This window comes from Truepera radiovictrix DSM 17093 (genome assembly GCF_000092425.1).
Lineage (GTDB): Bacteria > Deinococcota > Deinococci > Deinococcales > Trueperaceae > Truepera > Truepera radiovictrix.
Genome location: NC_014221.1, coordinates 288,988 through 312,660 on the forward strand (window position 1 = coordinate 288,988; position 23,673 = coordinate 312,660).

Below are 23,673 nucleotides of genomic sequence, written 5' to 3' on the forward strand. Positions count from 1 at the left end.
GCTAGCGGCCCGAACGCGAGATGGTGATGACCGGGCTTGTCCAGGTCTCGAAGTGGTTGGGGTTGTTGGGGTCGCCCAGGGCTTTTTGCACCGTCAGCTTGAGCTGGTAGTCCCCCATCGGCAGTGGGGTGCGGCGGCCGTTGACCTTGGCCGAGCCGTCCCACGAGAAGGCGAAGATGCCCTCGGGGGTGCTGTTGCGGCCGAAAAACTCACTCTCGAAGACGGTGAGGTCGCGCGCGCCGCCGACTTGGCGCAGCGGGACGACCTCGAGCTTGACCACGCGCGACTGGTGCTCGAAGTGCGCCACCACGTAGGCGATGTCGTCGCCCTGCATGGTGAAGGTGGTGTTGCTCGGCTGGTGGACGTAGGCGCCGTCTTGCCGCTTGGCGAGCCACGGGAAGCCGAAGCGGGTGGGCTCGAGCACGCGGATCGCCTGGTAGTCGCCCTTAAAGCCCGAGTAGGGGACGCTCGCGGCGACCGCGCCGTCGGCGGTGACGAGCTCGAGGTAACCGCCGTAGACGCTGAGGTCGGGGAGCGCGGGGTTGGGCGTGATGGTCACGTTGACCGTGGCGCTACCGCCGGCTGGGACGGTGAGGGTGTTCTGGCTAAAGGTGACGTTCGGCGACGAGGCGAAGAACGACGGGGTGTAGGTGTTGCCCCCCGTGGCGATCGTGTTGCCGCGGTTGCGCAGCGTGTAGCTCATCGTCGCGCTGCTGGTGTTGCGCACCGTCAGGGTGGTGCTAAAAGCGCCCCCTTGGCTTTCGCCGAGCGAGAGCTTGGACGGGCTGACGGTGGTCGCGCCCTGGATGGCCGCCGGGATGTTGATCATCCCCGCCCCCTGGCGGTGAACGGCGTCTAAAAAGCCGATGTTGGGGTTGAGGCCCCACGGCTTGGGCTGCGCGGTGTTCTGCAGAAGACCGCGCACGTCGGCCGCGCGGGTGTTCGGCCGCGCTTGCAGCAGGAGCGCGACGGCCCCGGCGACGTGCGGCGCCGACATCGAGGTGCCGCTTAGGGTGGCGTAGCCGCCGAGGTGAAGCGGGTAGGTCGAGGTGATCGAACCGCCCGGCGCACCGAGGTCGGGTTTGAGCGTCAGGTCGGGGGCGAGGCCGTACGACGAGAACGACGAGATGAGCCCCCCCGTGGGGTTCGGGAAGACGCCGCGCGCGTTTTCCCACGTAAGCGTCGTCGGCGCCCGTTCGCGGATAAAGAGGCCGTCGGCTTGAGAGATGCTCACCACGGGGATGGTCACGTTGCCGGAGACCGAACCCGCGAAGTTGCCGGCGACGTTGTTGTGCACCACGGCCGCGATCGCCCCCGCGTTCTGGGCGTTCAGGGCCTTTTCAGCGAAGGTGCAGTCGCCGCGGACGATGAGCGCGACCTTGCCGCTCGGGTCGCTCGCGAGCGCGTCACCGTTGCAGGCGCGGCCCACCCAGACGATCTCCGCACTTCCCGAGGTGGGCGGCGCGGCGGCGCCCGACATGGGGCTGTAGCCGATGCTGCGGCCCGCGACCGTCATCAGGTTGAGTTCGACCGCGGCGTTGTCGTAGGACGCCACCCCGATGACCTTGTGGCCGACGCCGGGGGCGCCCGCCGAGTAGACACCTGTTGCGCCGCTGTTGCCGATCGAGGCGACCACCACGACGCCCGCGTCGACGAGGTTGTCGGCCGCCTGCGCCGAGGGGTACTGCGGCCACTGGTAGGCGGCGCCGAGGCTCATGTTGACGACGTCCATGCCGTCGGCGAGCGCGCGCTCGAGCGCCAAGATGATGATGTCGGCCGTGGTCGAACCCTCACAACCGAAGACGCGGTAGGCGCCCAAGGACACTTCGGGGGCGACGCCCCGCACCCGCTCACCCGCCGCGCCGATAATCCCTGCGACGTGCGTGCCGTGACCGCCGCAGTCGTCCGGGTTGGGGTCGGGTTGGGGCGTGTTGGAGCCGTTAAAGGCGTCGCCGACGAAGTCGTACCCAGCGACGATGCGGCCCCGAAACTCGGGGTGGTTGACCGCTACGCCGGAGTCGATGACGCCGACCTTGACGCCCCGACCGGTGAGGCCCAGCTCGTTTTGCGCGGTGTCGGCGCCCGTCATCGCGAGCGCGAACTGCATGTCGGGTTCGCTCACCGCCCTCGGCTCGGGCCTCGGCACGTCGATCACGGGGTACACGGCGGTCACGTTCGGCAGCCGTGAGAGTTTGCCGAGCTCAGAGGCCGTGGCCCGCACCGAGAGCCCGTTAAAGAGGCGCTCGAAGTTGTAGCGCTCGCTGTAGCTGATCCCCTCGCCCGCGGCGGCGCTGCGAAAAGCCGCGCGCTGCTGGCGCAAGGTGGCGGCGTTGCCGCCCCGCGCGGTGGGGGGGCCGGCGAACTGCACGAACCAGTAGCGGGGGGTTTCGTCGATGATGCCGCTCGGCGGCTTCGGCAGCGGATTCGTCGGACGGACTTCGGAAGCTTGGGGTTCAACGCTCTCTAGCGTGTCCCGTTGCACGTTGGCGCACGCGCTTAGCGCGACGCAGACGCCCACGACGAGCGTGACGAGAGTTTTACGCACGGATCTCCTTCGGATGTAGCGGCCGACAGGTGGTGCCGCTCAGGAATCAACCGAAGCGTTTGGGCACAAAGGGGCAGAGTACGCGCTCCCAAACGCACCGCAGAAAAGCCACGTAGCGGTCTCGTCCTGCGAGACGTTTCCTTGTGCAGACTGTAACCCCCCACCAAATCTACGTTTGAGAAAGCTTAACCTAGCCTTGAGAAAGGTGAAACGTTGTACGCCGGACCGGTGGGTATAACGCCACGGCGAAGCGGAATATAGCGTAGAGGCCAGGGTTCGGCGGGTATGGGTTGCTCGAGGACCCCTCTCGTCGCCGTGGGGCATACGCTAAAACCCCTAGCCCGGTATAGTCGCCCTCATGAGCGCTCCGCTGTCGCCTCGCCTCGGCCTCGTCCTCCTCGTCGTGATCACGCTCATCTGGGGCAGCACCTTCGTGATCGTCAAGGAAACCCTCGCGACGCTGTCGCCGGCGCTACTCTTGGCGCTGCGCTTTTCGGTGGCGGCGCTCTTGCTCGTGTGGGTGCCGCTGCCGCGCGCCGTGTGGCGCGCGGGGCTCGTTCTGGGCGTGCTCTCGTTTTTGGGCTTCGCGACGCAGACGGTCGGTATGACGATGACGACCGCCTCCAAAGCGGCCTTTATCACCGGGTTTAGCGTCGTGTTGACGCCCCTGCTGAGCGCCCTCTGGTTCCGCCTCCGGGTGCCCGCGCGGGCGTACGTAGCAGCCCTCACGGCGCTCGCGGGTTTGGGGCTGATGACCTCCACCGGTCCTGTCGGCGTGAGCGCGGGCGACTTCTGGGTGCTCGGTACGGCGCTCGCGTACGCGCTCTACATCATTTATACGGGGGAGGCGGCGCAGCGGCACGGCGCGCTTGCGCTAAGCGCCGCGCAGCTCTGGCCGATGGCGGCCCTTGCGTGGGCGTGGGCGTGGCCGCAGCTGGGCGACCTGCGGGGCATCACCCCCGGGGCCGCGTTTTCCGTCCTGTACTTGGCCGCTGTCGCCACGGCGCTCGTGGCCGTGATGCAGATCGCCGCGCAGCGGGTCGTGGCAGCGCACGTCGCGGCGCTCGTGTTCGTGCTCGAGCCCGTCTTCGCCGCCGGGTTCGCTTACGTGCTGTTGGGCGAGTCGTTAGGCTTCTGGGGGTGGGTCGGGGCGGCGCTCGTGGGCGCGGCGATGCTCCTCAGCGAACTCAGGGTGCGCGCCGAGGAGCCCCTGCCGGCGCCGCCGACGCCGCACTAAGGCGCGTGCGGGTCGCCGCGCTCCCGAAGCGCCGCTAACGCCGCCTCTTTGGCCGCGCGGTCGCGGGAGGCGATGGGCGCGGCGAGGTGGCGGCGAAGCGTCTTTTCGTCGCGCTCCGGCCGAAAAAAGTCGCGAAACAGCTCGAGCACCCCTACGGTAGCCCCCGTGTAGGGCTCGAGCCGCACCTCGGCGCCCGCCCACACGTCCCCCTCGTGCAACACGCGGCAGTAGACGCCGGGGCGCTCGGCGTGGCGGAAGCGCTTCACGAAAGCCGGGTCCCCCATCCGCACCGCAAGGGTGACGCACGGGATGCGCGGGGCGGTCACCTCGAGCACCACCTCCCCGACCCTGAACCGGTCGCCTACCTGTAACGTGGCACTTTCTAGGCCGCTCACCGTGAGGTTTTCACCGAAGGTGCCGGGCGCCAGCGTTCGCCCCAACTGCTCGGACCACCACGCGTAGTCCGGGGCGCCGTAGAGGTAGACCGCTTGGTCCGGTCCCCCGTGGTTCTCGGTGTCGCAGATCGTGTCGCCCAGGAGGCCGTCACGGGTCACCCGCACCCGTTCTGTAGTAGCGCGTTTGAAGATACCCGAGCGCCCGCTCTTGGCCACGATCGCCCTGGCCTGACCAACGTTGACGCTGAGAAGCTGCATGGCCCTAAGTATAGTGCTCGAGCTGGGCGAACCAAGGTCCCGCTAAAGCTCGAGGCCCATCGCGTAGAGGTCGTGGAACGTGTCATCCACGTAGAACCCTCGGCGCACAGTGCCCTCGACGACGAACCCTTTGCGCAGGTAGAGGGCGCGCGCGGACGTTGTCCGTTCGCACCAGCAGGTTAATCTTTCGGATCACCCCGCCCGCCCGCGCCCACCCGAGCAGCGTCGCGAAGGGATGTACCTCTATCCGCACCACCATCATCACATTAGGTTTTTTGGCTGAGGCCGTAAGGGTCTCCTCTAGCAAAACCCAGAAGCTGCAGTGTTGTTTCAGCGGGTAAGTCGTCTTGGCTCAAGATGACCGTCCGCGCGATAAGCTGGTACGCCAGTTTAGCTACTCGGTCAGCTACCGCATCACGCTCCACCTTTTTAGAATCAAGAAAATTTTTGACCAGATCAACAACCTGTGGGCTTTGGAGAGTATTACTTTCGATGTTGTGAGCAAACTTGTTACGGAGCTTACTGAAGCTGCCAAGAGAGCGGAACTCGTATTTCTCGAGTAGCCCTAAAGCATAAGCCAGGTTTGACTTTCCAGCGAAAGTACTGAGGGGACCTCCTCCTTGAAAGCTGAACAAACTTTTGACTGTATTTTCAAGTTCCTGTGCCGATTGTGAAGCAGGGTTGAGCAATCTTCGTTGCAAAGCGAAGTATACGCGGAGTAGTTCCTTAAGCTCTTCTTCCAGAAATGCGCCTCCTACCAGGACGAGCCCTCGGTCAGACTCTTCTTCAAGCGAGGCTCTGAAAGCATCGACTCTTTTCTTTGCCTGTGCAGCATATTCCGGCAACTTCGCTTGCGACATTCATAAAGATTACGACGGCGAGCACTTTTACGGAGTGCTCGCCCCGCCTCGTTTATTCGAACTCTATCTACTCACCCCCGGCCGCAGCAGCTTCTCCACCACGCCCTTGTCTTCAAGCGTGCTGATGTCGCCCGAGGCCTCCTCGCCCGCGGCGATGTTGCGCAGAAGCCGCCGCATGATCTTGCCGCTGCGCGTTTTGGGCAGCGCGTCGGCGAAGCGGATGTCATCCGGGCGGGCGATGGCGCCGATCTCTTTGGTGACGTGCGCGCGCAGCTCCTGGTAGAGCGCTTCCGAGCCCTCGCGCTTACCCTCTAAGGTGACAAAAGCGACGATGGCCTGCCCCTTGACCTCGTCGGGGCGGCCGACCACGGCGGCCTCGGCGACAGCCGGGTGGGAGACCAGGGCCGACTCGATCTCGGCGGTGCCGAGGCGGTGGCCGGAGACGTTGACCACGTCGTCGACGCGTCCCATGATCCAGAAGTACCCCTCGTCGTCGCGCCGCGCGCCGTCGCCCGCGAAGTAAACGTGCGGGATCTCGCTCCAGTACTGCGCGCGGTAGCGGTCGTCGTCGCCGTAGACGGTGCGGAGCATGCTCGGCCAAGGGCGTTTGATGACCAAGTAGCCGCCGCTCCCCGCCTCCTGCTCGTTGCCCTCTAGGTCCATCACGGCCGCGTCGACGCCGAAAAAGGGTTTGCCGGCCGAACCGGGTTTGGTGTCGTGGACCCCGGGCAGCGTGGTGATCATGATGCCGCCCGTCTCGGTCTGCCACCAGGTGTCGACGATGGGGCAGCGCTCCCCGCCGATGACGCGGTGGTACCACATCCACGCCTCGGGGTTGATGGGTTCGCCGACTGTGCCCAAAAGCCGGAGCGACGAGAGATCGTGCTTTTTGGGGTACTCTTCGCCCGCTTTCATAAAGGCGCGGATGGCCGTGGGCGCGTAGTAGTAGATGGTGACGCCGTAGCGCGCGACCATCTCCCAGTGGCGGTCGGGGGCGGGGTGGGTGGGAACCCCCTCGTACATCAGCTGCGTCACGCCGTTTAAGAGCGGCCCGTAGACGATGTACGAGTGCCCGGTGATCCAACCGACGTCGGCCGGGCACCAGTAGAGGTCGTCGTCACGGAGGTCGAAGATGTATTTGACCGTCAGGTAGGTGTAGGTCTGGTAGCCGCCGGTGGTGTGCAGCACCCCCTTGGGTTTGCCGGTCGAACCCGAGGTGTAGAGGATAAAGAGCGGGTCCTCGGCGTCCATAGGTTCGGCGGGGCACACGTCAGAGGCGCTCTCGATCAGCTCGTGGTACCACCGGTCGCGCCCCGGCTGCATCTGCACGTCGTTCTCGCCGCGCCGCACGACGATGACGTGCTCGACGCTCTCGCAGCGCTCCAAAGCTTCATCGACGAGCGGTTTGAGGGCGAAGACGCTCCCGCGCCGGTAGCCCCCGTCGGCGGTGATGATGACTTTGGCCCGCGCGTCGTTGACCCGGTCGGCGAGCGCCGCCGACGAAAACCCGCCGAAGACGACGCTGTGGACCGCGCCGATGCGGGCGCAGGCGAGCATGGCGATGACCGCCTGCGGGATCATGGGCAGGTAGATGGCGACCTTGTCGCCCTTGCCGACGCCGAGCCCTTTGAGGGTGTTTGCGAGTTTGGAGACCTCGGCCAAGAGCTCGCGGTAGGTGTAGGTGCGCGTGTCGCCCGGCTCGCCTTCCCACAAGATGGCCTTTTTGTCGCCGCGGCCCCTCTCGACCTGCAGGTCGAGGCAGTTGTACGAGAGGTTCGTCTGGCCGCCCACGAACCATTTGACGAACGGCTCTTCCCACTCGAGCACCCGCTCCCAGGGTTTAAACCAGTGCAGCTCGTTCGCCACGGCCCCCCAGAAGCCTTCGGGATCGTCGAGCGACTGGCGGTAGAGGCGCTCGTAGTCGGCGGCGTCTTTGAGTTTAGCGCGCGCTCTAAACGATTCGGGCGGGCGAAAGCGGCGCCCCTCCTGCATGACCGATTCGATGCTTGCCATACGTCCCCTTTCCCGCCGCGTACGCTTCGCGCCGATCCGGCAGCCGGAACCGGCAGGTGCTTGCGCTCACGCAGCGTCGTCGGCAGCCGGTGGCGTCGGTAAGGGCCACGTGACGGGTGGTGCCAGACAGCGCCCCATCCGTTACGCGTCGCGCTACTAGCTTCCGTCGCCCCGGTGCAGCTTGCGTGCGCCTATCCTAACAGGCGCGGGCGCGATCGGCGACCCTGCAAGGCTATGCACGAGGGTGTGTAACACGACCGGTTTTACACCCCAAAAGCTGCAAAAAGTTGCTTGACGTCGGCAAAGCATCACGTTAAGCTTCTCTCAAGAAGCAAGACAGTGTGTAAATGTAACAACTGACACACGCCACACCTTGGGGAGCACAACGCACCTCCCCTCTCTCGGTGGAGCCGACGGAGGGATGCAAAGAAGGGGTCGGGTGAGAATGGCGAAGCTCGAAACGCTCGCAGCGCACCAAGACGAGGTAGCGCCACCTCGAGCGGTGCGCGAGCGCGCCACGCTGCAAGACTACGAGGCGCAGTACCGCCGCTCGTTAGGGGACCCCGAAGGCTACTGGGCCGAGGTCGCCGAGGCGTTCTCCTGGGTGACGCCTTGGCAGCGGGTGCTCGAGTGGGACGGCGTCCACCACCGCTGGTTCGTGGGGGCAACGACCAACATCACCCTGAACGCCCTCGACCGGCACGTCGCGGCGGGGAAGAAGAACAAGCTCGCCTACTTGTGGCTGGGCGAGGACGGCCGTGAGCGGGCGCTCACCTACGGGATGCTGCTCGCGCAGGTGAGCCGCGTCGCCAACGGCTTGAGGCGTTTGGGCGTCGTCAAGGGCGACCGGGTGCTCATCTACATGCCGCTCACCCTAGAGGGCGTCATCGCCATGCTCGCCTGCGCCCGCATCGGCGCGGTCCACAGCGTCGTCTACGCGGGGTTCGCCGCGGGCGCCCTAAGGGCGCGCATCGAGGACGCGCAGGCCAAGGTCGTGATCACCGGCGATGTGGGCTACCGGCGGGGCAAACGCGTGGACCTGCTCACCATCGCGCGGAGCGCCGTTCGGCCGCTCGAGTTCGTCGAGCACGTGGTGGTCTTTCGGCGCGAAGCGCGCGAGGCGGCGCAGGGTGAGGCGCCCCTAGAGGGGCTCGAGGTGCCCTGGGAACGCCTGTTGGAGGAGCCGCCGCACTGCGACGCCGAAGTCGTCGACGCCGAGCACCCGCTCTACATCCTCTACACCTCGGGCACCACCGGCAAACCCAAAGGCGTGGTGCACGTCCACGGCGGCTACATGGTCGGCACGGCGCACCAGCTGCGCACCTTCTACGACCTTGACGAGGACGATGTCTTCTGGAACATGAGCGACATCGGTTGGGCGGTCGGCCACTCGTACATCGCCTACGCGCCGCTCGTCAACGGCCTCACCACGATCTTCCGCGAGGGCGCCCCCGACACCCCGCACCCCGGCGCCGCTTGGGAGATCGTCGAGCGTTACGGCGTCACGGCGATCCTCACCGCCCCGACGGTCGTGCGGATGTGGATGCGCTACGGCGAGGAGCCCTTGCGGGGCCGACACCTAGACACGTTGCGGCTCCTGGCGGTCGCCGGCGAACCGTTGAACCCCGAAGCGTTTCGCTGGGCGCAGACGCACCTCATGGGCGACCACGGGATGGTCCGCGACAACTGGTGGCAGACCGAGACGGGCGCGCCGACCCTGGGGACCTTCCCTACGCAGGCGTACAGACCCGGTTTTGTCGGACGCCCCGTCCTGGGGGTCGAGGCGGCCGTCTTGAGCGAGACGGGCGAGCGGCTGCCGCCCAACGAGGGGGGGCTGCTCGCGCTGACGCGCCCCTTTCCTAACCTTTTGCGCACCATCCACGGCGCTCCGGAGCGCTACGAGGCGGCGTGGCTCGAGTTTCCCGGCTACTACCTCACGGGCGACGTCGCCGTGTGCGACGAGGCGGGCCGCTTTAGCGTCTTGGGCCGCGCCGACGACGTCTTGAGCGTCGCGGGGCACCGCATCGGCACCGCCGACGTCGAGTCGGCCCTGGTGTCGCACCCGGCTGTCGCCGAAGCGGCGGTGATCGGCGTCCCCGACGAGCTCAAAGGGGAGGCCATCGTCGCCTTCGTGGTGCTCCGCAGCGGCCAGACGGCCTCCCCGGAGGCGCTCACCGAGCACGTACGGAACGAACTGGGCGCTATCGCCGCCCCCGCGGAGGTTCACCTTGTAGAGACCCTACCCAAAACGAGAAGCGGCAAGATCATGCGCCGCCTGCTGAGGGCGCAGGCGCTCGGGCAGGACCCGGGCGACACCTCGACGCTCGAGTCCTGAGCCCTCGGCCCGACAAGCACCCGACGACAAGCACCCGACGACGAGCACCGAGCACGAGCAGCGAAGGAGACGTTGTGAGCAGCAAGAAGATGAGCGATAAAAAAAGACGCGCGAGCCGCGTGGTGGTTCGCCCCGAAAGCTCGCCCAAAACCTCTCGCCCCGCCTCCAAAGGTCCGGCGCCGCGCGCCGATCAGGCGACCCTCGACGCCTACTGGCGGCGCAACCTCAGTCTCACGCTGACGCTCCTGGCGATCTGGTTCATCGCCGGCTACGTGTTGGCGATTATCTTCGCCCCGGCGCTGAACGCCTACACCTTTCTCGGCGCGCCGCTGGGCTTCTGGATCGCTCAAAACGGTGCGATCTACGTTTTTGTCCTCCTGATCCTGATCTACGCCGTGCGTATGAACCGTCTCGACGACGAGTTCGATGTGGGGGAGTAGGCGATGACCAACGTGCAGCTTTGGACCCTCGTCTTTATCGTTCTGACCTTTGGCCTGTACATCGGCATCGCCATCTGGTCGCGCGTGTCGACCACCTCGGGTTTTTACGTCGCCGGGCAGGGGGTGCCCTCGGTCTTTAACGGCATGGCGACCGCCGCCGACTGGATGAGCGCGGCGTCGTTTATCTCGATGGCGGGGCTGATCTCGTTCCTGGGCTTCGACGGCGCCATCTACCTCCTAGGGTGGACCGGCGGCTACGTCCTGCTCGCCTTGCTGCTCGCCCCCTACCTGCGCAAATTCGGCAAGTTCACCGTCCCCGAATTTATCGGCGACCGCTACTACTCGGGGACTGCGCGCGTCGTCGCAGCGCTCTGCGCGATCGTCATCTCGTTCGTCTACGTCGCTGGGCAGATGAGCGGGGTCGGCATCGCTTTCAGCCGCTTTTTGCAGGTCGACCTCGCCATCGGCGTGATCGTCGGGATGGTCATCGTCGCCCTGTACGCCGTGCTGGGGGGGATGAAGGGGATCACCTACACGCAGGTCGCGCAGTACCTCGTCTTGATCATCGCCTACACCATCCCGGCGGTCGCCATCGCGCTCACGCTCACCGGCAACCCGGTGCCGCAGCTGGCGTTCGGTGAGATCGCCTCGCGGCTCGACGGCATCGAGGTCGACCTCGGCTTCGGCGAGTACACCTCGCCTTTTACCAACATAAGCGGCCTCAACGTCTTTTTGATCACCGCCTCGCTCATGTGCGGGACCGCCGGGCTGCCGCACGTGATCATCCGCTTTTACACCTCCAAAAGCGTGCGCGGCGCGCGCTGGACGGGGTTTTTTGCGCTCCTCTTTATCGCCATCCTCTACACCTCGGCGCCCGCCGTGGCCGCTTTTGCCCGCTACAACCTGATCCAAACGGTCTCCGGGCAGCCCTACGCCGACCTTCCCGAGTGGGTGCGCAACTGGGAAGCGACCGGGCTGCTCACCTTTAACGACCTCGACGGCGACGGCATCGTGACCTACACCGCCGGCCCCGACAACGAGCTCACCATCAACCCCGACATCATCGTGCTCGCCAACCCCGAGATCGCCGGGTTGCCGGGGTGGGTCATCGGCATCGTCGTCGCAGGTGGCCTGGCGGCGGCGCTCTCGACCGCTTCGGGGCTGCTGTTGGTCATCGGCTCGTCGTTTTCGCACGACATCTACAAGCGCTTTATCAACCCCAACGCGTCGGAGGCCAACGAGCTCATCGTGGCGCGCATCTCGGTGTTGCTCGGCATCCTGGTCGCGGGGTACCTCGGGATCAACCCGCCGGGCTTCGTCGGGGAGGTGGTCGCGTTCGCCTTCGGGCTCGCCGCCGCGAGCTTTTTCCCGGCGATCGTGCTGGGCATCTTCGACAAACGCACGAACAAGCAGGGGGCGATCGCGGGGATGCTCGTCGGCATCATCTTTACCGCGACCTACATCATCCTGACCGCGCCGCGGATTTTGGGTATGGAGCCCTTTCTCTTCGGGATCACGGCGCAGGGTATCGGCCCGGTGGGGATGGCGCTATCGTTCCTGGTCACCTACATCGTCTCGCGGATGACCGCGCCGCCGCCCGTGGAGCTGCAGGAGTTCGTCGAAAACATCCGCTACCCGCGCGGCGCGGGGGCGGCGCACGCGCACGACTAGCTGTAGCTGCTAGCTGTAGCTGCGCCCGTAGCGAGCGGGTTCTGGAGGGATCCGCTCGCTTTGTCTAACCTTTCTTGGGCGACCTGCCGAACTTCCCCAACGCGTCTCGCGCGCCCACGCTCACGGCAGGGCGCAACGACCGGCCAGAGCGTCGAAGCGTTGAGGCAACTGCTAGCTTTAAAGCATGAGCGGGTGACATCCCGCTACCCTGCGGGTGAGACCGGCATCTCCTGGTGCCGTAACTCCTGGCTACCGATGCCCTGGAAACAGCGGCGGTCTACCAGCTAGCCGCACGCTCGCCGCCTAGAGAAAGCTCGAGCGTTCCGTCTCCGGCACCTTTGCTTGCAACCACCCCTCGAGCCCCTCGGGTAGGGCGCTGCGCGGCAGGATGTCGGCGCTGCCGTCGCGGCGGACCAAGTAGAGCGCGCGCCTCGAGCTCACCAAACGCGACAGCTCGTCGTAGCGCACCTTCACGGTGTTTTCGGGCGTCTGGATGGTGTAACCCGCCTCGTCAAAGCGGTAGGTGCGCGGCGCGCGCAGCTGCGGGTACTTGCTCCAGAGCCCGCGCCCTACGAGCCACACCCACAGCAGGTAACCGAGCAAGGGGACGAGGGCGGCGAGGGCGAAGGCGCGTCCGGCGGGCCAGAGCCCTAGGATGCTGGCGAACGTCAGCAGCACGAAGCTGTAGAGGAGAAAGGGGAGCACGGGGCGGGCGAGCGCCTGCACCCAGGTGTAGTACATCACGTCGTCGCGGGTGAGGCGGACGCGCACGGCGCGCCCCACCGCGTGCGGGTGAGCAGCGGGCATAAGGAGAGTTTACCGCGCGCTCGCGACCTTTCAGACGTGCGCGGGCGGTATGAGGGGCGCAGGGTGGTGACGTCGCGTAGACTGGCGTATGGTCACGTTGAGGATCGGCTTCGGTGAGGACGCCCACCGTTTGGCCCCGGGGCGGCCCCTCGTATTGGGGGGCGTCGAGCTTCCGAGCCCGCGGGGGGCGGTCGCCCACTCGGATGGCGACGCGCTGCTGCACGCGCTCGCCGACGCGCTGCTCTCGAGCTTCGCCTTGGGCGACATCGGCGACTTTTTCCCCCCTTCGGACCCGGCGTTTAGCGACCTGGACAGCCGCGAGATCGTGCGGCGCGCGCTCGCCGAGGTGCGCGCGCGGGGGGGGGAGCTCGTCAACGCCGCGCTCACCGTCACGCTCGACGCGCCGAAGCTGGGCCCGCACCGCGCGGCGATCACCGGGCGCGTCGCGGCGCTTCTAGGGCTCCCCGAAGACCGCGTCGGGGTGGGGTTTAAAACGAGCGAGGGGTTGGCGCCCGACCACGTGCAGGCGCGCGCGACGGTGCTGGTCGCCGCTACGTAGCGTCCCGGCGCGGGGCTAGTCGCTCGGCAAAAACACCCACACCTCGGGCCGCCCGATGTTGCAGTGCACCGCCCGCGAGAGCAGGCTGAGGTTCGCCCAGGCGAGGAAGAGGGCGAGCCGCGCGGGGTGCCAGGGGGCCCAATGCTCGGCGGGCGCGGGCCCGCTCGCGGCCAACGCCGCCAGGCGCCGCTGGGTGGCGGGGATCGGGTGAAAAATCGTCTCGACGCCCTTGGGACGGCTCGGTTCGTCGTCTTGGTCGCGCTCGAGGCGCACGAGGGCGCTCGCGAGCGCGGCCCGGTCGACGCCCGCCTCGAGCGCGTAGCGGTCGGCCGCGAAGACGCCGACGCGCGAGGGGGTCGGTAGCAGCAGCAAGCCGATGAACGCCCAGAGCGTCGACCAGAGGCTCAGGGAAACGAGCCCCGCGACGTGCGCAGCCCCGCCCGCGGCGGCGTACGCGAGGGCGAAGCCGACGGTGTTCCAGCCGAGCGCGAGCAGCAGCCCCCGGGCGTAGGCGCCGCGCGCCAGCAGCGCCTCCTTGCGCCGCACGAGGGCGTCGTAGGCGGCGCCCCCGGGGTCGCGCCCCCACGCTTCGGGCAGCACCACGCGCGAGCGCCGCGGGGGCCCGGCGACGCCGCCGGTAAAGTGGCGTTGAGGCGCGCGCAGCACGAGCGCCCCTTGCGGCGCTCTGTGCGGCGCCGCGCTGAGCCCACCGACGAGTTTGGCCAGGGGCACCTGCCCCCAGACGAGGAGCGCGCTGAGCGCCAAGAAGAGGGCGAGCGCGAGGGCGAACCCACCTAGGCGGCTGGCGTTAAGGAGCGCGAGGCCGAAGAGCACGAGCAGCGCGCCGTGCAGCGCGGCCCCCCGGAACCACCGCAGCATAAAGGTGCTGAGCGCCTCATCGCTGCGGCCGTACTCTTTGGGCAAGACGTAGCCCCCGAAGAGGTCGAAAGCGCCCTGGAGAAAGGCGTAGACGAAGGTGGCGCCGACGAGCTGGGTGAGGTCGCTCCACGAGGGGAGGGTGGAGACCGAAAACACCCGTTCGGGCACCCTGAAACCCAGCAGAAAAAGCGACAGCACGGTCCACATGCCGACGCAGCTGATGCCGAGGTAGAGTCGCGCTCTGGCGTAACTCACGTCGCCTCCTATAGTCGGTGGGCCGAAGCTCGGAGCCCGGCGCACCAACCGCTTGAGATGCTGCTGCCCGTGATGAAAGCGTGCGCTCCTGCGGCGCGGAGTTCGGTGCTCGAGGTTCACACCGCGAGCGCGACGCTCCTTCCCTAGTGCAGGGTAAAGCGGTGGCGGCGTCTCGGCTAGGGTGCAGTGCACGGTGTGCGCCCGGCACAAAGCTCGCGGCCCCGACCGCGGTACCAAAGGTACCAAAGGCACAAAAAAAGCACCCCCGGAGGGGTGCTCGAGGACGCCCGAGGTAGCTTACGGGCGGAGGTTCAACCCGGCGGCGATCGTCGGGTAGAGCTGGTTGTAACCCTCGGCCGGCGCGCCGTCGAGGTAGTAGTCGGCGGTCCCTTCGACGAAGAAGGTGACGGGACCCGTGCCGAACTCCGCGCCGAGGAGCGCCCCCGCGAAGGGACCCTCGAAGGTGTTGGTGACAAAGAGCAGGTCGGGGAACTGGTACCCGCCGCCGACGCCGAGGTAGGCGCTCACGGCGCTCACCCCGAGGGTGTAGGTCAGGTGACCCGAGAAGGCGAGCGAACCCGCTTCGATGAGCGTCTGACGGCCGTAGTCGGCGGTCGCTCGGAGCCCGAAGCCCGCCACGAGGTCGTCGAGGCCCAGCGTGACGCGGGGGCGGAAGCGCGAACCGATGTCGGCGCTGTCGGTTTCGTAAAAGGAGCCCAAACCGAGGAAGAACTTGCCGCGCTCGGGAGCCGTCACCGCCGCGGGGGCAGCGACCGGCGCGGTGAGGTCGACCGCGGGTTCCTCCGGTGCCGCTTCCGTCACGTCGAGCTCCGCTTCGGGGGCCGGCGCCGCCTCGAGGCGCGCCTGCAGGTCGTTGACCTGCGCGTTAAGCGCCGTGACCTGCTCCTGGAGCGCGGCGACGTCGACCGCGGGGGCTTCGGCGCCGGCCGCCTCGAGCGCGGCGACGCGCTCCTCGAGCGCCGCGAGCTGCTCGGCCAGGGCGGTATCAGGGCCCGCCGCCTCGAGGGCACCCAGGCGCTCACCAAGGGCGCTGACCTCCTCGCTGAGGGCGGTGGCGTCGGCGTCCGGCGCGGCCGCCTCGAGCGCTTCGACGCGCGCGAACAGCTCGTCGAGGCCAGTCGAGAGCTCCTGCACGGCGTTATTCAGCGTCGCCAGGTCCTCTTCGCTCAGCGCGCTGGCGGCCGCCGCGTTCTCCTCGAGCACGTCTAAAAGGCGGCTGATGACGATGGCGGCCTGGTAGCGGGTGAAGGCTTCGTTGCCGCGAAAGGTGCCATCCGGAAAGCCGGTGAGGATGCCGAGTTCGACGAGCTCGGCGACCGCCTCGGCGGCGAAGTTGTCTTCGGGAACGTCGGGGAACGACGTCTGGGCGAGCGCACCACCCACGACGAGGGTCGTTCCGAGGGCTAGAGCCAGTTTTTTCATCGCGTCTCCTTCTCGTTGCGCAAAAGGGTTGAGGCCTCTGCTCGCGCGCTTTCGGGGGGTTCCGAAAGCGGTTTTACGCCCGCTCATGACCCCTGCGCGGTCGGTCTGCACATGACGCTAGCAGAGAGCTGAGACCGTCAACATTAGGCTGCCCTACAGAAAACCCCTAGGCCTCCTGGATGGCGACCAACACGCGCCCGTCCTGGACGCGCACGTCGTAAAGCCGCACCTTTTTGACGGCGGGGAGGGTGGGCTTACCGGTCTCTAAGTTGAACTTCGCCCCGTGCCACTCGCACTTGACCGCGCCCTCCAAAAGCTCCCCCGTGTGCAGGGGATAAGCCTTGTGGGTGCAGCGGTTTTCGAGCGCGTAGAAGCGCCCGCCCTGATGCACGAGGAGCACGCTGCGCCCGGCGAGCTCGAGCGGGTGCATGGTGTTGTCCGGAAAGTCGCTCGCGGCGCCGACGTCGATGAGGTTCTCAGTCATAGGTAGCAACGAGTACCGAGCAGCGAGCAATGAGTGCTTGCTATCGACTCATTGCTCATGCTCATCGCTCTAAAGCTTCTCGTCGACCCCTGGCACGCCGAGCTTGGCCTGCACGACGCGCTCGACGTACTCGGCGACCTTGGGCAGCGTCACGCGGCTCGTGACCTCGTGCAAAAAGCCCGTGACGAGCACGTGCTCGGCGACCTCGGGGCGGAGACCGCGGCTCATCAGGTAAAAGCGCTGATCCTCGGGAACCGGCGAGACGGTCGAACCGTGCGAGCAGCGCACGTCGTTGGCGCCGATCTCGAGCTGCGGGATCGAGACCGCCTCGGACGCGGCGTCTAGGAGCAGGTTGCGGTTGGTCTGGTAGGCGTCGGTCTTCTGGGCGCCCTCGTCGACCTGAATGAGCCCCGAGTAGACCGCGGTGGAGGCGTCGCGCAGCGCGCCCTTAAAGAGGAGGTCGGAGTGCGCGTGATCGGCGGCGTGGTGCTGCAGGGTGTACTGGTTGAAGTGCTGGCCTTTGTCGGCGAAGTAGAGCCCCAGCATCTCGGACTCGGAGCCGGGGCCGGCCATCACGCACTCGACCTCGGCGCGAGCGGCGTCGGCGCCCAGGGAGACGGTCAGCGACTCCAGACGGCTGTTGCGCTCGAGGTGCGCCCGGATGCGGCTTACGTGCGCGACCGTGCGGCTCCAGTTTTGCAGGGAGACGTAGCGCAGCTTGGCGCCGTCTTGGAGGATAATCTCCACCGAGCCCGAGGCGAAGAGCCGCTCGCCGAACTCGTCGGAGGTGTACTCGTCGATAAAGGTGGCGTGCGCGTTGGGCTCTAGGACGATAAGCGTCCGCGGCGCCGTGAGCCCGCCCGCGTCGGCGGTGTGAAAGGCGCCCAAGGGCAGCTTGACCTCGGTGTTTTTGGGGACAAACAAGAAGGTGCCGTTTTGCCATAGAGCGGCACTCAGCGCCGCGTACTTCGACTGCGTGGCGTTGACGACGCTGTAGAGGTGCGCTCTCACAAGCGCCTCGTGCTCTTTAAGGGCGGTGCGCAGGTCCGTAAAGATGACCCCCGCCTCTTTGAGCTTCGAGTCGCGGTAGATCGCCTCGCCGCCCTTGTAGACGAGCGCCCCCTCGGCGTCGGAGTCGGTGATGCGCATCGTGATGCGCTCCGAGACGGCCCGGTCGCGGGGCGCGGTGACGAGCTCCAAACCCGCCAGCGAAAAGCGCTCCAGCTGGGTGTAGCGCCACGCTTCGTCGCGGTTGGTGGGCCAGGGGAGGGCCTCAAAGGTGCGCCACGCCGCGCGGCGCTCCGAAGCGAGCCACGCGGGCTCCTCGTGCTGTTGGATGATCCCCTCGACGAGTTCGGGGGAGAGTGTGTCAGTTAGGCTCATGATGTCCTCTTTCAAAGCGTCTCGCGTTTGGCGGCGCGCATTGCACGTCAGCATCGGTCCGTCGTGGGTGCGTTGTGCGTAGCACGCAGCCCCCTAGAACCTGTCCTTACCGTAGTCGGGCGCTCGGCTCGTGTGCGCGACAGCCAGAATGAGTAGAAGGTCTTTCGTCAAAACGTAGAGGATGGCGTAAGGAAAGCGAGGGAGCAACCGGCGCCGGATACCCCTCGGGCTGACAACCGGGGCCGCTTCGGGAAACTCGAGGAGTAGGTCAACCGTGGCGCTAAACTCGCTGCGAAACGTTTTTCCGAGCCCCGAACTCTGCGCCTCTAGATAGGCTTCAATCTCAAGGAGTTCTTCTAACGCCGCTTCGGTATAAGCCTCACGGAACGTCTCGAACACGCCCGCGCGCTTCCTCGCCCATGACGACCGGTAGGTTGCCCTCCTCGACGAGACGTAGGCGCCGCTCGGCTTCCTCGACCCAAAGTGCCGCGAGCTCCTCTTGAGAGGGCGCCGCGAGCGTCTTGAGGAGCGCCTCGGCGAGTGCGGCCCGCTCCTTAAGGGGAAGGGTTAAAGCTTGAGTTTTGACGTCCTCGAAGCTCATCGTATAAGGGACCCCCTCTGGCACCGTTCTGGCTAAGAGGGAGGGGCGACCCGTACCGACGCCCTCCCTCCGGGCAACTCTAACTCTAGCCGACCGAACCTTCCATCTCGAGCTCGATCAGCCGGTTGAGCTCGACCGCGTACTCCAGGGGCAGCTCTTTGGCGACCGGCTCCAAAAAGCCACGGACGATCAACGCCGCTGCCTCGTCCTCCTCGAGCCCGCGCGACTGCAGGTAGAAGATCTGCTCGTCGTTCATCTTCGAGACCGTCGCCTCGTGACCGACGTGGGCGGTTTTTTCGTTGATCTCGATGTAGGGGTAGGTGTCCGTTTTCGCGCGCTCGTCTAAGAGCAGGGCGTCGCACTCGACGTTGGAGCGGGCGTTCGTGGCGCCTTCGTGGATCTCGACGAGACCGCGGTACGAGCTGCGGCCGCCGTCTTTGGAGATCGACTTCGAGACCACGCTGCTGCTCGTGTAGGGCGCCGCGTGGATCATCTTGGCGCCGGCGTCTTGGTGCTGCCCCTTACCGGCAAACGCGATCGACAAGACCTCGCCCTTGGCGCCCTCCTCGAGGAGGTAGCACGAGGGGTACTTCATGGTGACCTTGGAGCCCAGGTTGCCGTCTAGCCACCCCATCGAGGCGTCTTTGTGGACCAGCGCGCGCTGCGTGACGAGGTTGTAGACGTTGTGCGACCAGTTCTGGATGGTCGAGTAGCGCACCTGCGAGCCCTCTTTGCAGATGATCTCGATAACGCCCGAGTGGAACGAGTCGGAGTTGTAGGTGGGCGCGGTGCAGCCCTCGATGTAGTGGAACTTCGAGCCCTCTTCGCCGATAATCAGGGTCCGCTCGAACTGCCCCATGCTCTGCGCGTTGATCAAGAAGTACGCCTGCAAGGGCACCTCGATCTCGACGCCGGCCGGGACGTAGACGAACGACCCACCCGACCACACCGCCGAGTTGACCGCCGCGAAGTAGTTGTCTTCGGGCGGCACGACCGTCGCGAAGTACTCCCTAAAGAGCTCGGGGTACTCCTGCAGCCCGGTGTCGGTGTCGACGAAGATGACGCCCTTTTTCTCCCACTCCTCTTTCAGCGAGTGGTAGACCATCTCGGACTCGTACTGCGCGCCGACCCCCGCGAGCGCCTTCTGCTCGGCTTCGGGGATGCCCAAGCGGCGATAGGTCTCGCGCACCTCTTCGGGGACGTCGTCCCACGAGTTGGTGCCCTTGCGGTCTTGCGGGCGGATATAGAAGTAGATGTCATCGAAGTTCAGCGCGCTTAGGTCAGGGCCCCACTTCGGCCGGCCCTTTTTCTCGGCGATCTCGAGCGCGCGGAGCCGAAAGTCGAGCATCCACTGAGGTTCGTTTTTGTGGTAGGAGATCTGCTCGATGACGCGGCGGTTGAGGCCCTTTTCGGAGCGGAAAAAGTAGTTCTCCGGCAGGCTAAACTCGTACTGCCGCTCGTGCTGCATCCCTTGCAAGCTAGTAGCGTCAGACATAATGTCCTTTCCGCGACCCTAAGCCGCAACCTCTTCGCGAATCCAGTCGTAACCCCGCTGATCGAGTTCGACAGCGAGCTCTTTGGGGCCTTCACGGATGATCTGACCCTTGTACATCACGTGCACCTTGTCCGGCACGATGTAGTTGAGCAGGCGCTGGTAGTGGGTGATGACCAGAGCGCCGAACTCGGGGCCGCGCGCGGCGTTCACCCCTTGCGAGACGACCTTTAAGGCGTCGACGTCGAGGCCGGAGTCGGTCTCGTCGAGAAGCGCGTACTTGGGCTCCAAAACGAGCATCTGCAGGACCTCGCTGCGCTTTTTCTCACCGCCCGAAAAGCCCTCGTTGAGGTAGCGCTCCAAGATGTTTTCGTCCCAGTTGAGCTCTTTGACGGCGCGCTGGACCTTGTTGTAAAACTCCATCACGCCGACTTCGTCGCCCTCGGCGCGGCGGGCGTTAAGCGCTAGGCGCAAAAAGTTGGCCATCGAGACGCCCGGCACCTCGACGGGGTACTGGAACGCCAGGTAGAGCCCCTTGCGGGCGCGTTCGTCGGGCTCGAGCTCCAAGATGCTCTCGCCGTCGACCAGCACGTCCCCTTCGGTGACCTCGTAGGTCGGGTCGCCGGCGATGACCTTGGACAGGGTGGACTTGCCCGAGCCGTTGGGGCCCATGAGCGCGTGCACCTCGCCGCGCGGCACGATGAGGTTGACCCCCCGAAGGATCGGTTCACCGCCGATGCTGGCGTGCAGGTTGCGGATTTCAAGTGCGTTCATGTTCACCTCGTTTGGTGGCGTGTGGGAATAGCGGGTGGGTGGTCCTTTTTAGGACTCGTTCCGAGTTTAAGTATACACAGGGGGTTGGGGGGCGCGCGTGAGCTAGCTACCAATCCATAGTAGTCGACTCAGGATTGGGGGGGACGTCGCGAGGGGTACGCCGCTGGCGGGGGCGCGCCGCGCGGCGCAACCCGCGGGTGAGAGCTACGAGCGCCGGCGGCCGAGCCAACCGAAGCGCCCTTTGGGGAGGGGCTCTTCGGGGGGGGCGTCGGCGCCGCCCGGTTGCAGCGGGAGGTGTGGCCGGCGGCTCGAGCGCCCGAGGGCGGGGGGTGGGTCGTCGGGGGGGAGGCCGGTGGCCGCGGCGAAGGCGAGGACAAAGGCGCGTACGCTCTCGTAGCGCTTTTCGGGGTCGTAGGCCATGGCGGTCGCCACGACGCGGCTCACCTCCGGGCTCACCTCGGGGCGGTGGTGCCGGAGGCTCAAAGGGACGCCGGAGGTGTGGGCCAGCATCAGCTCGTCGGCCGTCTCGCCCGTAAAGGGGCGTCTGCCGGCGATGAGCTCGTAGGCGAGCACGCCGAGGCTGTAGAGGTCGGTCTTGGGGCTGGCGCTCGCCCCCCGAAACGTCTCCGGCGCCATGTAGAAGGCGGTGCCGACGCGCGCGCGCTGCGCTTCGCCGCTAAAGGCGTCGCCGATAAAAAAGCCCGTACCGAAGTCGCCCAGCTTGGCGCGGCCCGCTTTGACGAAGACGTTGGCGGGTTTGACGTCGCGGTGCACGATGCCGCGTTCGTGGCTGTGCGCGAGCCCCTGCGCGACGTCAAGAGCGAGCCGGTAGGCGCTCGCGAGCGGCAGGGGCTCACCGAGCGCGGCGTCGAGGCTACCCTCGCAGAACTCGAGCGCCAAGTGCGCCCCCGCCCCCGTCGGGTACCCCGCCAAGGCCGCGACGATGCGCGGGTGCGAGAGCGCCAGGGTCATCTGCACCTCGTTTTCGAACATCCGCCGCAGCACCGGGTCGCGCTCGAGCTCGTCGCGTGGCAGCTTGAGCGCGACCGTCCCGTAAAGGGGGCTTTCGGCCTCGTAGACGTGCGCGGTGCGGCCCGAACCCACAAGGCGGCGCAAGCGGTAACCCAGCGGGTGATCGGGGGGGGCGGACACGCGGGGTTAGAGCTCCAGCGCTTCGCCCGGACGTAAAACTACGACCTCCGCGTCCGTCTCGGCCTCGGCGCGCCGTTTAAACGCCTCCGCGTCCTGCTCAATGGGGGGGAAGGTGTTGTAGTGGATCGGTACGACGCGTTTGGGCTTTAAGAGCTTGATGGCTTCGGTGGCGTCGTCGGGGCCCATGGTGTAGTTGTCGCCGATGGGCAAAAGCGCCACGTCGAGGCCGCCGCGCCCGAGGAGCGCCATGTCGCCAAAGAGCGCCGTGTCGCCCGCGTGGTAGACGCGTTTGCCCGCCGCCTCCAGCACGAGGCCCATCGGCATACCGCCGTAGCTGCCGTCGGGGAGCGAGTTCGAGTGCCACGCCGGGGTGAACTTCACGCGACCAAAGGGGAACGCGTAGGCGCCGCCCACGTTCATCCCGTGGGCGTCGAGGCCCTTTCGGGCGGCGTACTGGGCGATCTCAAAGCTTGAAACGACCGTCGCGCCGCTGCGCGCGGCGATCGTTTCGGTGTCGCCGTAGTGGTCGGCGTGGCCGTGCGTGAGGAGGATGTGCGTCGGGGAGAAGTCGTCTGGCTTGGCCTGGGCGAGCGGGTTACCGCTCAAAAAGGGGTCGATGAGCAGGCTGTGCTCGCCGATCTGCACGTGAAAGCCGGACTGTCCGAGAAAGGTTAGCGTCACAGGTCACCTCTGCAAAGATCTCGCTATGCCTCGTGTGGTCAAGGGCCAGCTGCGCCGGCCCCGGGTAGCCAAGCGTACGCCGACCGGGCAGCGCCTAGGACCCCGCCCCGCCTTTTGCCGCGAGCGCATCCGGGTGAGCGAGCTGCCCCGCGTGCCCCGCTTCGGCGGCGCTACTCTCCGCCAGGTGCCCCAGTTTATCGCGTTTGGTGGCGAGGTAGCGTTCATTGTAGGGGTTTTTCCCCACGTGCAAGGGGACGCGCTCGGCGATCGCGATACCAAAGCCCTCCAACGCGACGACCTTGCGCGGGTTGTTGGTGAGCAGCTTGAGCTGGCGCACGCCGAGGTCGTGGAGGATCTGCGCGCCGATGCCGTAGTCGCGCAGGTCCGGGGCAAAACCGAGCTGCACGTTCGCTTCGACCGTGTCGGCGCCCGCGTCTTGCAGCGCGTAGGCCCGGATCTTATTGAGCAGCCCGATGCCGCGCCCCTCTTGGCGCAAGTACACCAGCACCCCGCAACCCGCGTCGGCGATCATCTTCAGGGCGGCGTCGCGCTGAAAACCGCAGTCGCAGCGCAGCGAGTGCAGCGCGTCGCCGGTGAGGCACTCCGAGTGCATCCGCACGAGCACCGCTTCGTCACGCGCGACGTCACCCAAAACGAGCGCGACGTGCTCGTTGTTATTGAGTTCGTCCTTGTAGCCGACCACGGTAAATTCGGCCCAAGGGGTCGGGAGCTTGGCGCTCGCGACGCGTTTGACGAAGCTGTCGTGCCCCAAGCGGTAGGCGATGAGGTCGGCGATGGTGCCGACTTTGAGGCCGTGTTCGGCGGCGAACTGCAAAAGCGCCGGCAGCCGCATCATCTCGCCGTTGTCGTGGATAAGTTCGCTAATTGCCCCCACCGGTTTAAAGCCTGCGAGGCGGCAGAGGTCGACGGCCGCCTCGGTGTGGCCGGCGCGGCGCAGCACGCCGCCGTCGCGCGCGCGCAAGGGGAAGACGTGGCCGGGGTGGGCGAGGTCGGAAGCCTGCACGCCGTCTTTAACGACCGTCAAGATGGTCGTGGCGCGGTCGCGCGCGGAGATCCCCGTCGTGACCCCCTCACGCGCCTCGATGGAGATGGTGTAGGCGGTCTCGCGTTTGGCGGTGTTGTGTTTGACCATTAAGGGCAGCTCGAGGTGGTCGGCCAGCGCGTTTGTCATGGCGAGGCAGACGACGCCGCCGGTGTGCTTGATGGTAAACGCCATGAGCTCGGGGGTGACCTTTTCGGCGGGGATGACCAGGTCGCCCTCGTTTTCGCGGTCGGGGTCGTCGACGATGATCACGGGGCGGCCGGCGCGCAGTTCATTGAGCAGCTCCGGTACCGTGGCGAGCTGCGCGCGCAGGTCGTCGGGGTGGGTCGCGGGCATCGGTTCGGCG

21 protein-coding genes are annotated in these 23,673 nt (G+C 66.6%); 5 read left to right on the top strand and 16 right to left on the bottom strand.

Going from position 1 to position 23,673, the window contains the following annotated elements; genetic code table 11:
* Position 1: 1 nt before the first annotated feature.
* The gene (locus TRAD_RS16675; RefSeq protein ID WP_013176768.1) at positions 2-2,545 is read right to left on the bottom strand and encodes a S8 family serine peptidase; all 2,544 of its coding nucleotides are present in this window, start codon (positions 2,543-2,545) and stop codon (positions 2-4) included.
* A 358-nt stretch (positions 2,546-2,903) separates the two neighbouring features.
* Between TRAD_RS16675 and TRAD_RS01280 the strand changes: the two genes are divergently transcribed.
* Positions 2,904-3,782 carry a DMT family transporter gene (locus tag TRAD_RS01280; protein ID WP_013176769.1) on the top strand — a complete coding sequence of 293 codons (879 nt, stop codon included), beginning with the start codon at positions 2,904-2,906 and terminating at the stop codon, positions 3,780-3,782.
* Here TRAD_RS01280 and TRAD_RS01285 read toward each other — a convergent pair.
* From TRAD_RS01285 to acs, 3 genes are all read right to left on the bottom strand, one after another.
* Positions 3,779-4,435: an MOSC domain-containing protein gene (locus TRAD_RS01285; protein WP_013176770.1), complete on the bottom strand. Its 657-nt coding sequence runs from the start codon at positions 4,433-4,435 to the stop codon at positions 3,779-3,781. The genes TRAD_RS01280 and TRAD_RS01285 overlap by 4 nt on opposite strands.
* A gap of 266 nt (positions 4,436-4,701) precedes the next feature.
* Positions 4,702-5,295, bottom strand: a complete 594-nt coding sequence (locus tag TRAD_RS15555; RefSeq protein ID WP_013176771.1) for an MltR family transcriptional regulator — start codon at positions 5,293-5,295, stop codon at positions 4,702-4,704.
* Positions 5,296-5,358: 63 nt separating this feature from the next.
* Positions 5,359-7,308, bottom strand: coding sequence for an acetate--CoA ligase (gene acs / locus TRAD_RS01295; RefSeq protein WP_013176772.1), 1,950 nt, complete (start codon positions 7,306-7,308; stop codon positions 5,359-5,361).
* 445 nt (positions 7,309-7,753) lie between these two features.
* Between acs and TRAD_RS01300 the strand changes: the two genes are divergently transcribed.
* The 3 genes from TRAD_RS01300 to TRAD_RS01310 all read left to right on the top strand — a co-directional run bounded on the left by TRAD_RS01300 (position 7,754) and on the right by TRAD_RS01310 (position 11,754).
* The gene (locus TRAD_RS01300) at positions 7,754-9,643 is read left to right on the top strand and encodes an acetate--CoA ligase (RefSeq protein ID WP_013176773.1); all 1,890 of its coding nucleotides are present in this window, start codon (positions 7,754-7,756) and stop codon (positions 9,641-9,643) included.
* An 89-nt stretch (positions 9,644-9,732) separates the two neighbouring features.
* Positions 9,733-10,083, top strand: coding sequence for a DUF4212 domain-containing protein (locus TRAD_RS15560; RefSeq protein ID WP_083770894.1), 351 nt, complete (start codon positions 9,733-9,735; stop codon positions 10,081-10,083).
* 3 nt (positions 10,084-10,086) lie between these two features.
* Positions 10,087-11,754: a sodium:solute symporter family protein gene (locus TRAD_RS01310; RefSeq protein WP_013176775.1), complete on the top strand. Its 1,668-nt coding sequence runs from the start codon at positions 10,087-10,089 to the stop codon at positions 11,752-11,754.
* A gap of 303 nt (positions 11,755-12,057) precedes the next feature.
* Here the strand turns inward: TRAD_RS01310 and TRAD_RS01315 are convergent, their stop codons facing one another.
* Positions 12,058-12,561, bottom strand: a complete 504-nt coding sequence (locus TRAD_RS01315) for a YcxB family protein (RefSeq protein WP_013176776.1) — start codon at positions 12,559-12,561, stop codon at positions 12,058-12,060.
* Positions 12,562-12,649: 88 nt separating this feature from the next.
* On the opposite strand from TRAD_RS01315, the gene ispF reads away from it, so the two are divergent.
* Positions 12,650-13,120: a 2-C-methyl-D-erythritol 2,4-cyclodiphosphate synthase gene (gene ispF / locus TRAD_RS01320; RefSeq protein WP_013176777.1), complete on the top strand. Its 471-nt coding sequence runs from the start codon at positions 12,650-12,652 to the stop codon at positions 13,118-13,120.
* Between the two features lie 15 nt (positions 13,121-13,135).
* Here ispF and TRAD_RS01325 read toward each other — a convergent pair whose 3' ends face one another.
* From TRAD_RS01325 to TRAD_RS01375, 11 genes are all read right to left on the bottom strand, one after another.
* On the bottom strand, positions 13,136-14,254 hold the full coding sequence (locus TRAD_RS01325; RefSeq protein ID WP_013176778.1) for a hypothetical protein: 1,119 nt from the start codon (positions 14,252-14,254) through the stop codon (positions 13,136-13,138).
* Positions 14,255-14,551: 297 nt separating this feature from the next.
* A complete protein-coding gene (locus TRAD_RS14940) occupies positions 14,552-15,697 on the bottom strand; it encodes an S-layer homology domain-containing protein (RefSeq protein WP_013176779.1) in 1,146 nt (381 codons plus the stop codon).
* Positions 15,698-15,863: 166 nt separating this feature from the next.
* Positions 15,864-16,181, bottom strand: coding sequence for a Rieske (2Fe-2S) protein (locus TRAD_RS01335; protein ID WP_013176780.1), 318 nt, complete (start codon positions 16,179-16,181; stop codon positions 15,864-15,866).
* Positions 16,182-16,250: 69 nt separating this feature from the next.
* Positions 16,251-17,564 carry a Fe-S cluster assembly protein SufD gene (gene sufD / locus TRAD_RS01340; protein ID WP_013176781.1) on the bottom strand — a complete coding sequence of 438 codons (1,314 nt, stop codon included), beginning with the start codon at positions 17,562-17,564 and terminating at the stop codon, positions 16,251-16,253.
* A 93-nt stretch (positions 17,565-17,657) separates the two neighbouring features.
* A complete protein-coding gene (locus tag TRAD_RS01345; RefSeq protein ID WP_013176782.1) occupies positions 17,658-17,963 on the bottom strand; it encodes a type II toxin-antitoxin system RelE/ParE family toxin in 306 nt (101 codons plus the stop codon).
* On the bottom strand, positions 17,944-18,189 hold the full coding sequence (locus TRAD_RS01350) for an addiction module protein (RefSeq protein ID WP_148221155.1): 246 nt from the start codon (positions 18,187-18,189) through the stop codon (positions 17,944-17,946). The genes TRAD_RS01345 and TRAD_RS01350 overlap by 20 nt, the downstream gene beginning before the upstream one ends.
* Positions 18,190-18,250: 61 nt before the next feature.
* Positions 18,251-19,633, bottom strand: coding sequence for a Fe-S cluster assembly protein SufB (gene sufB, locus TRAD_RS01355; RefSeq protein WP_148221282.1), 1,383 nt, complete (start codon positions 19,631-19,633; stop codon positions 18,251-18,253).
* A 45-nt stretch (positions 19,634-19,678) separates the two neighbouring features.
* Positions 19,679-20,431 carry a Fe-S cluster assembly ATPase SufC gene (gene sufC, locus TRAD_RS01360; protein WP_013176785.1) on the bottom strand — a complete coding sequence of 251 codons (753 nt, stop codon included), beginning with the start codon at positions 20,429-20,431 and terminating at the stop codon, positions 19,679-19,681.
* Positions 20,432-20,635: 204 nt separating this feature from the next.
* Positions 20,636-21,583, bottom strand: a complete 948-nt coding sequence (locus TRAD_RS01365; RefSeq protein ID WP_013176786.1) for a serine/threonine-protein kinase — start codon at positions 21,581-21,583, stop codon at positions 20,636-20,638.
* A 6-nt stretch (positions 21,584-21,589) separates the two neighbouring features.
* Positions 21,590-22,264 carry a metal-dependent hydrolase gene (locus TRAD_RS01370; protein WP_013176787.1) on the bottom strand — a complete coding sequence of 225 codons (675 nt, stop codon included), beginning with the start codon at positions 22,262-22,264 and terminating at the stop codon, positions 21,590-21,592.
* Between the two features lie 94 nt (positions 22,265-22,358).
* Positions 22,359-23,663, bottom strand: coding sequence for a bifunctional 3,4-dihydroxy-2-butanone-4-phosphate synthase/GTP cyclohydrolase II (locus TRAD_RS01375; protein WP_049773161.1), 1,305 nt, complete (start codon positions 23,661-23,663; stop codon positions 22,359-22,361).
* Positions 23,664-23,673 lie beyond the last annotated feature (10 nt).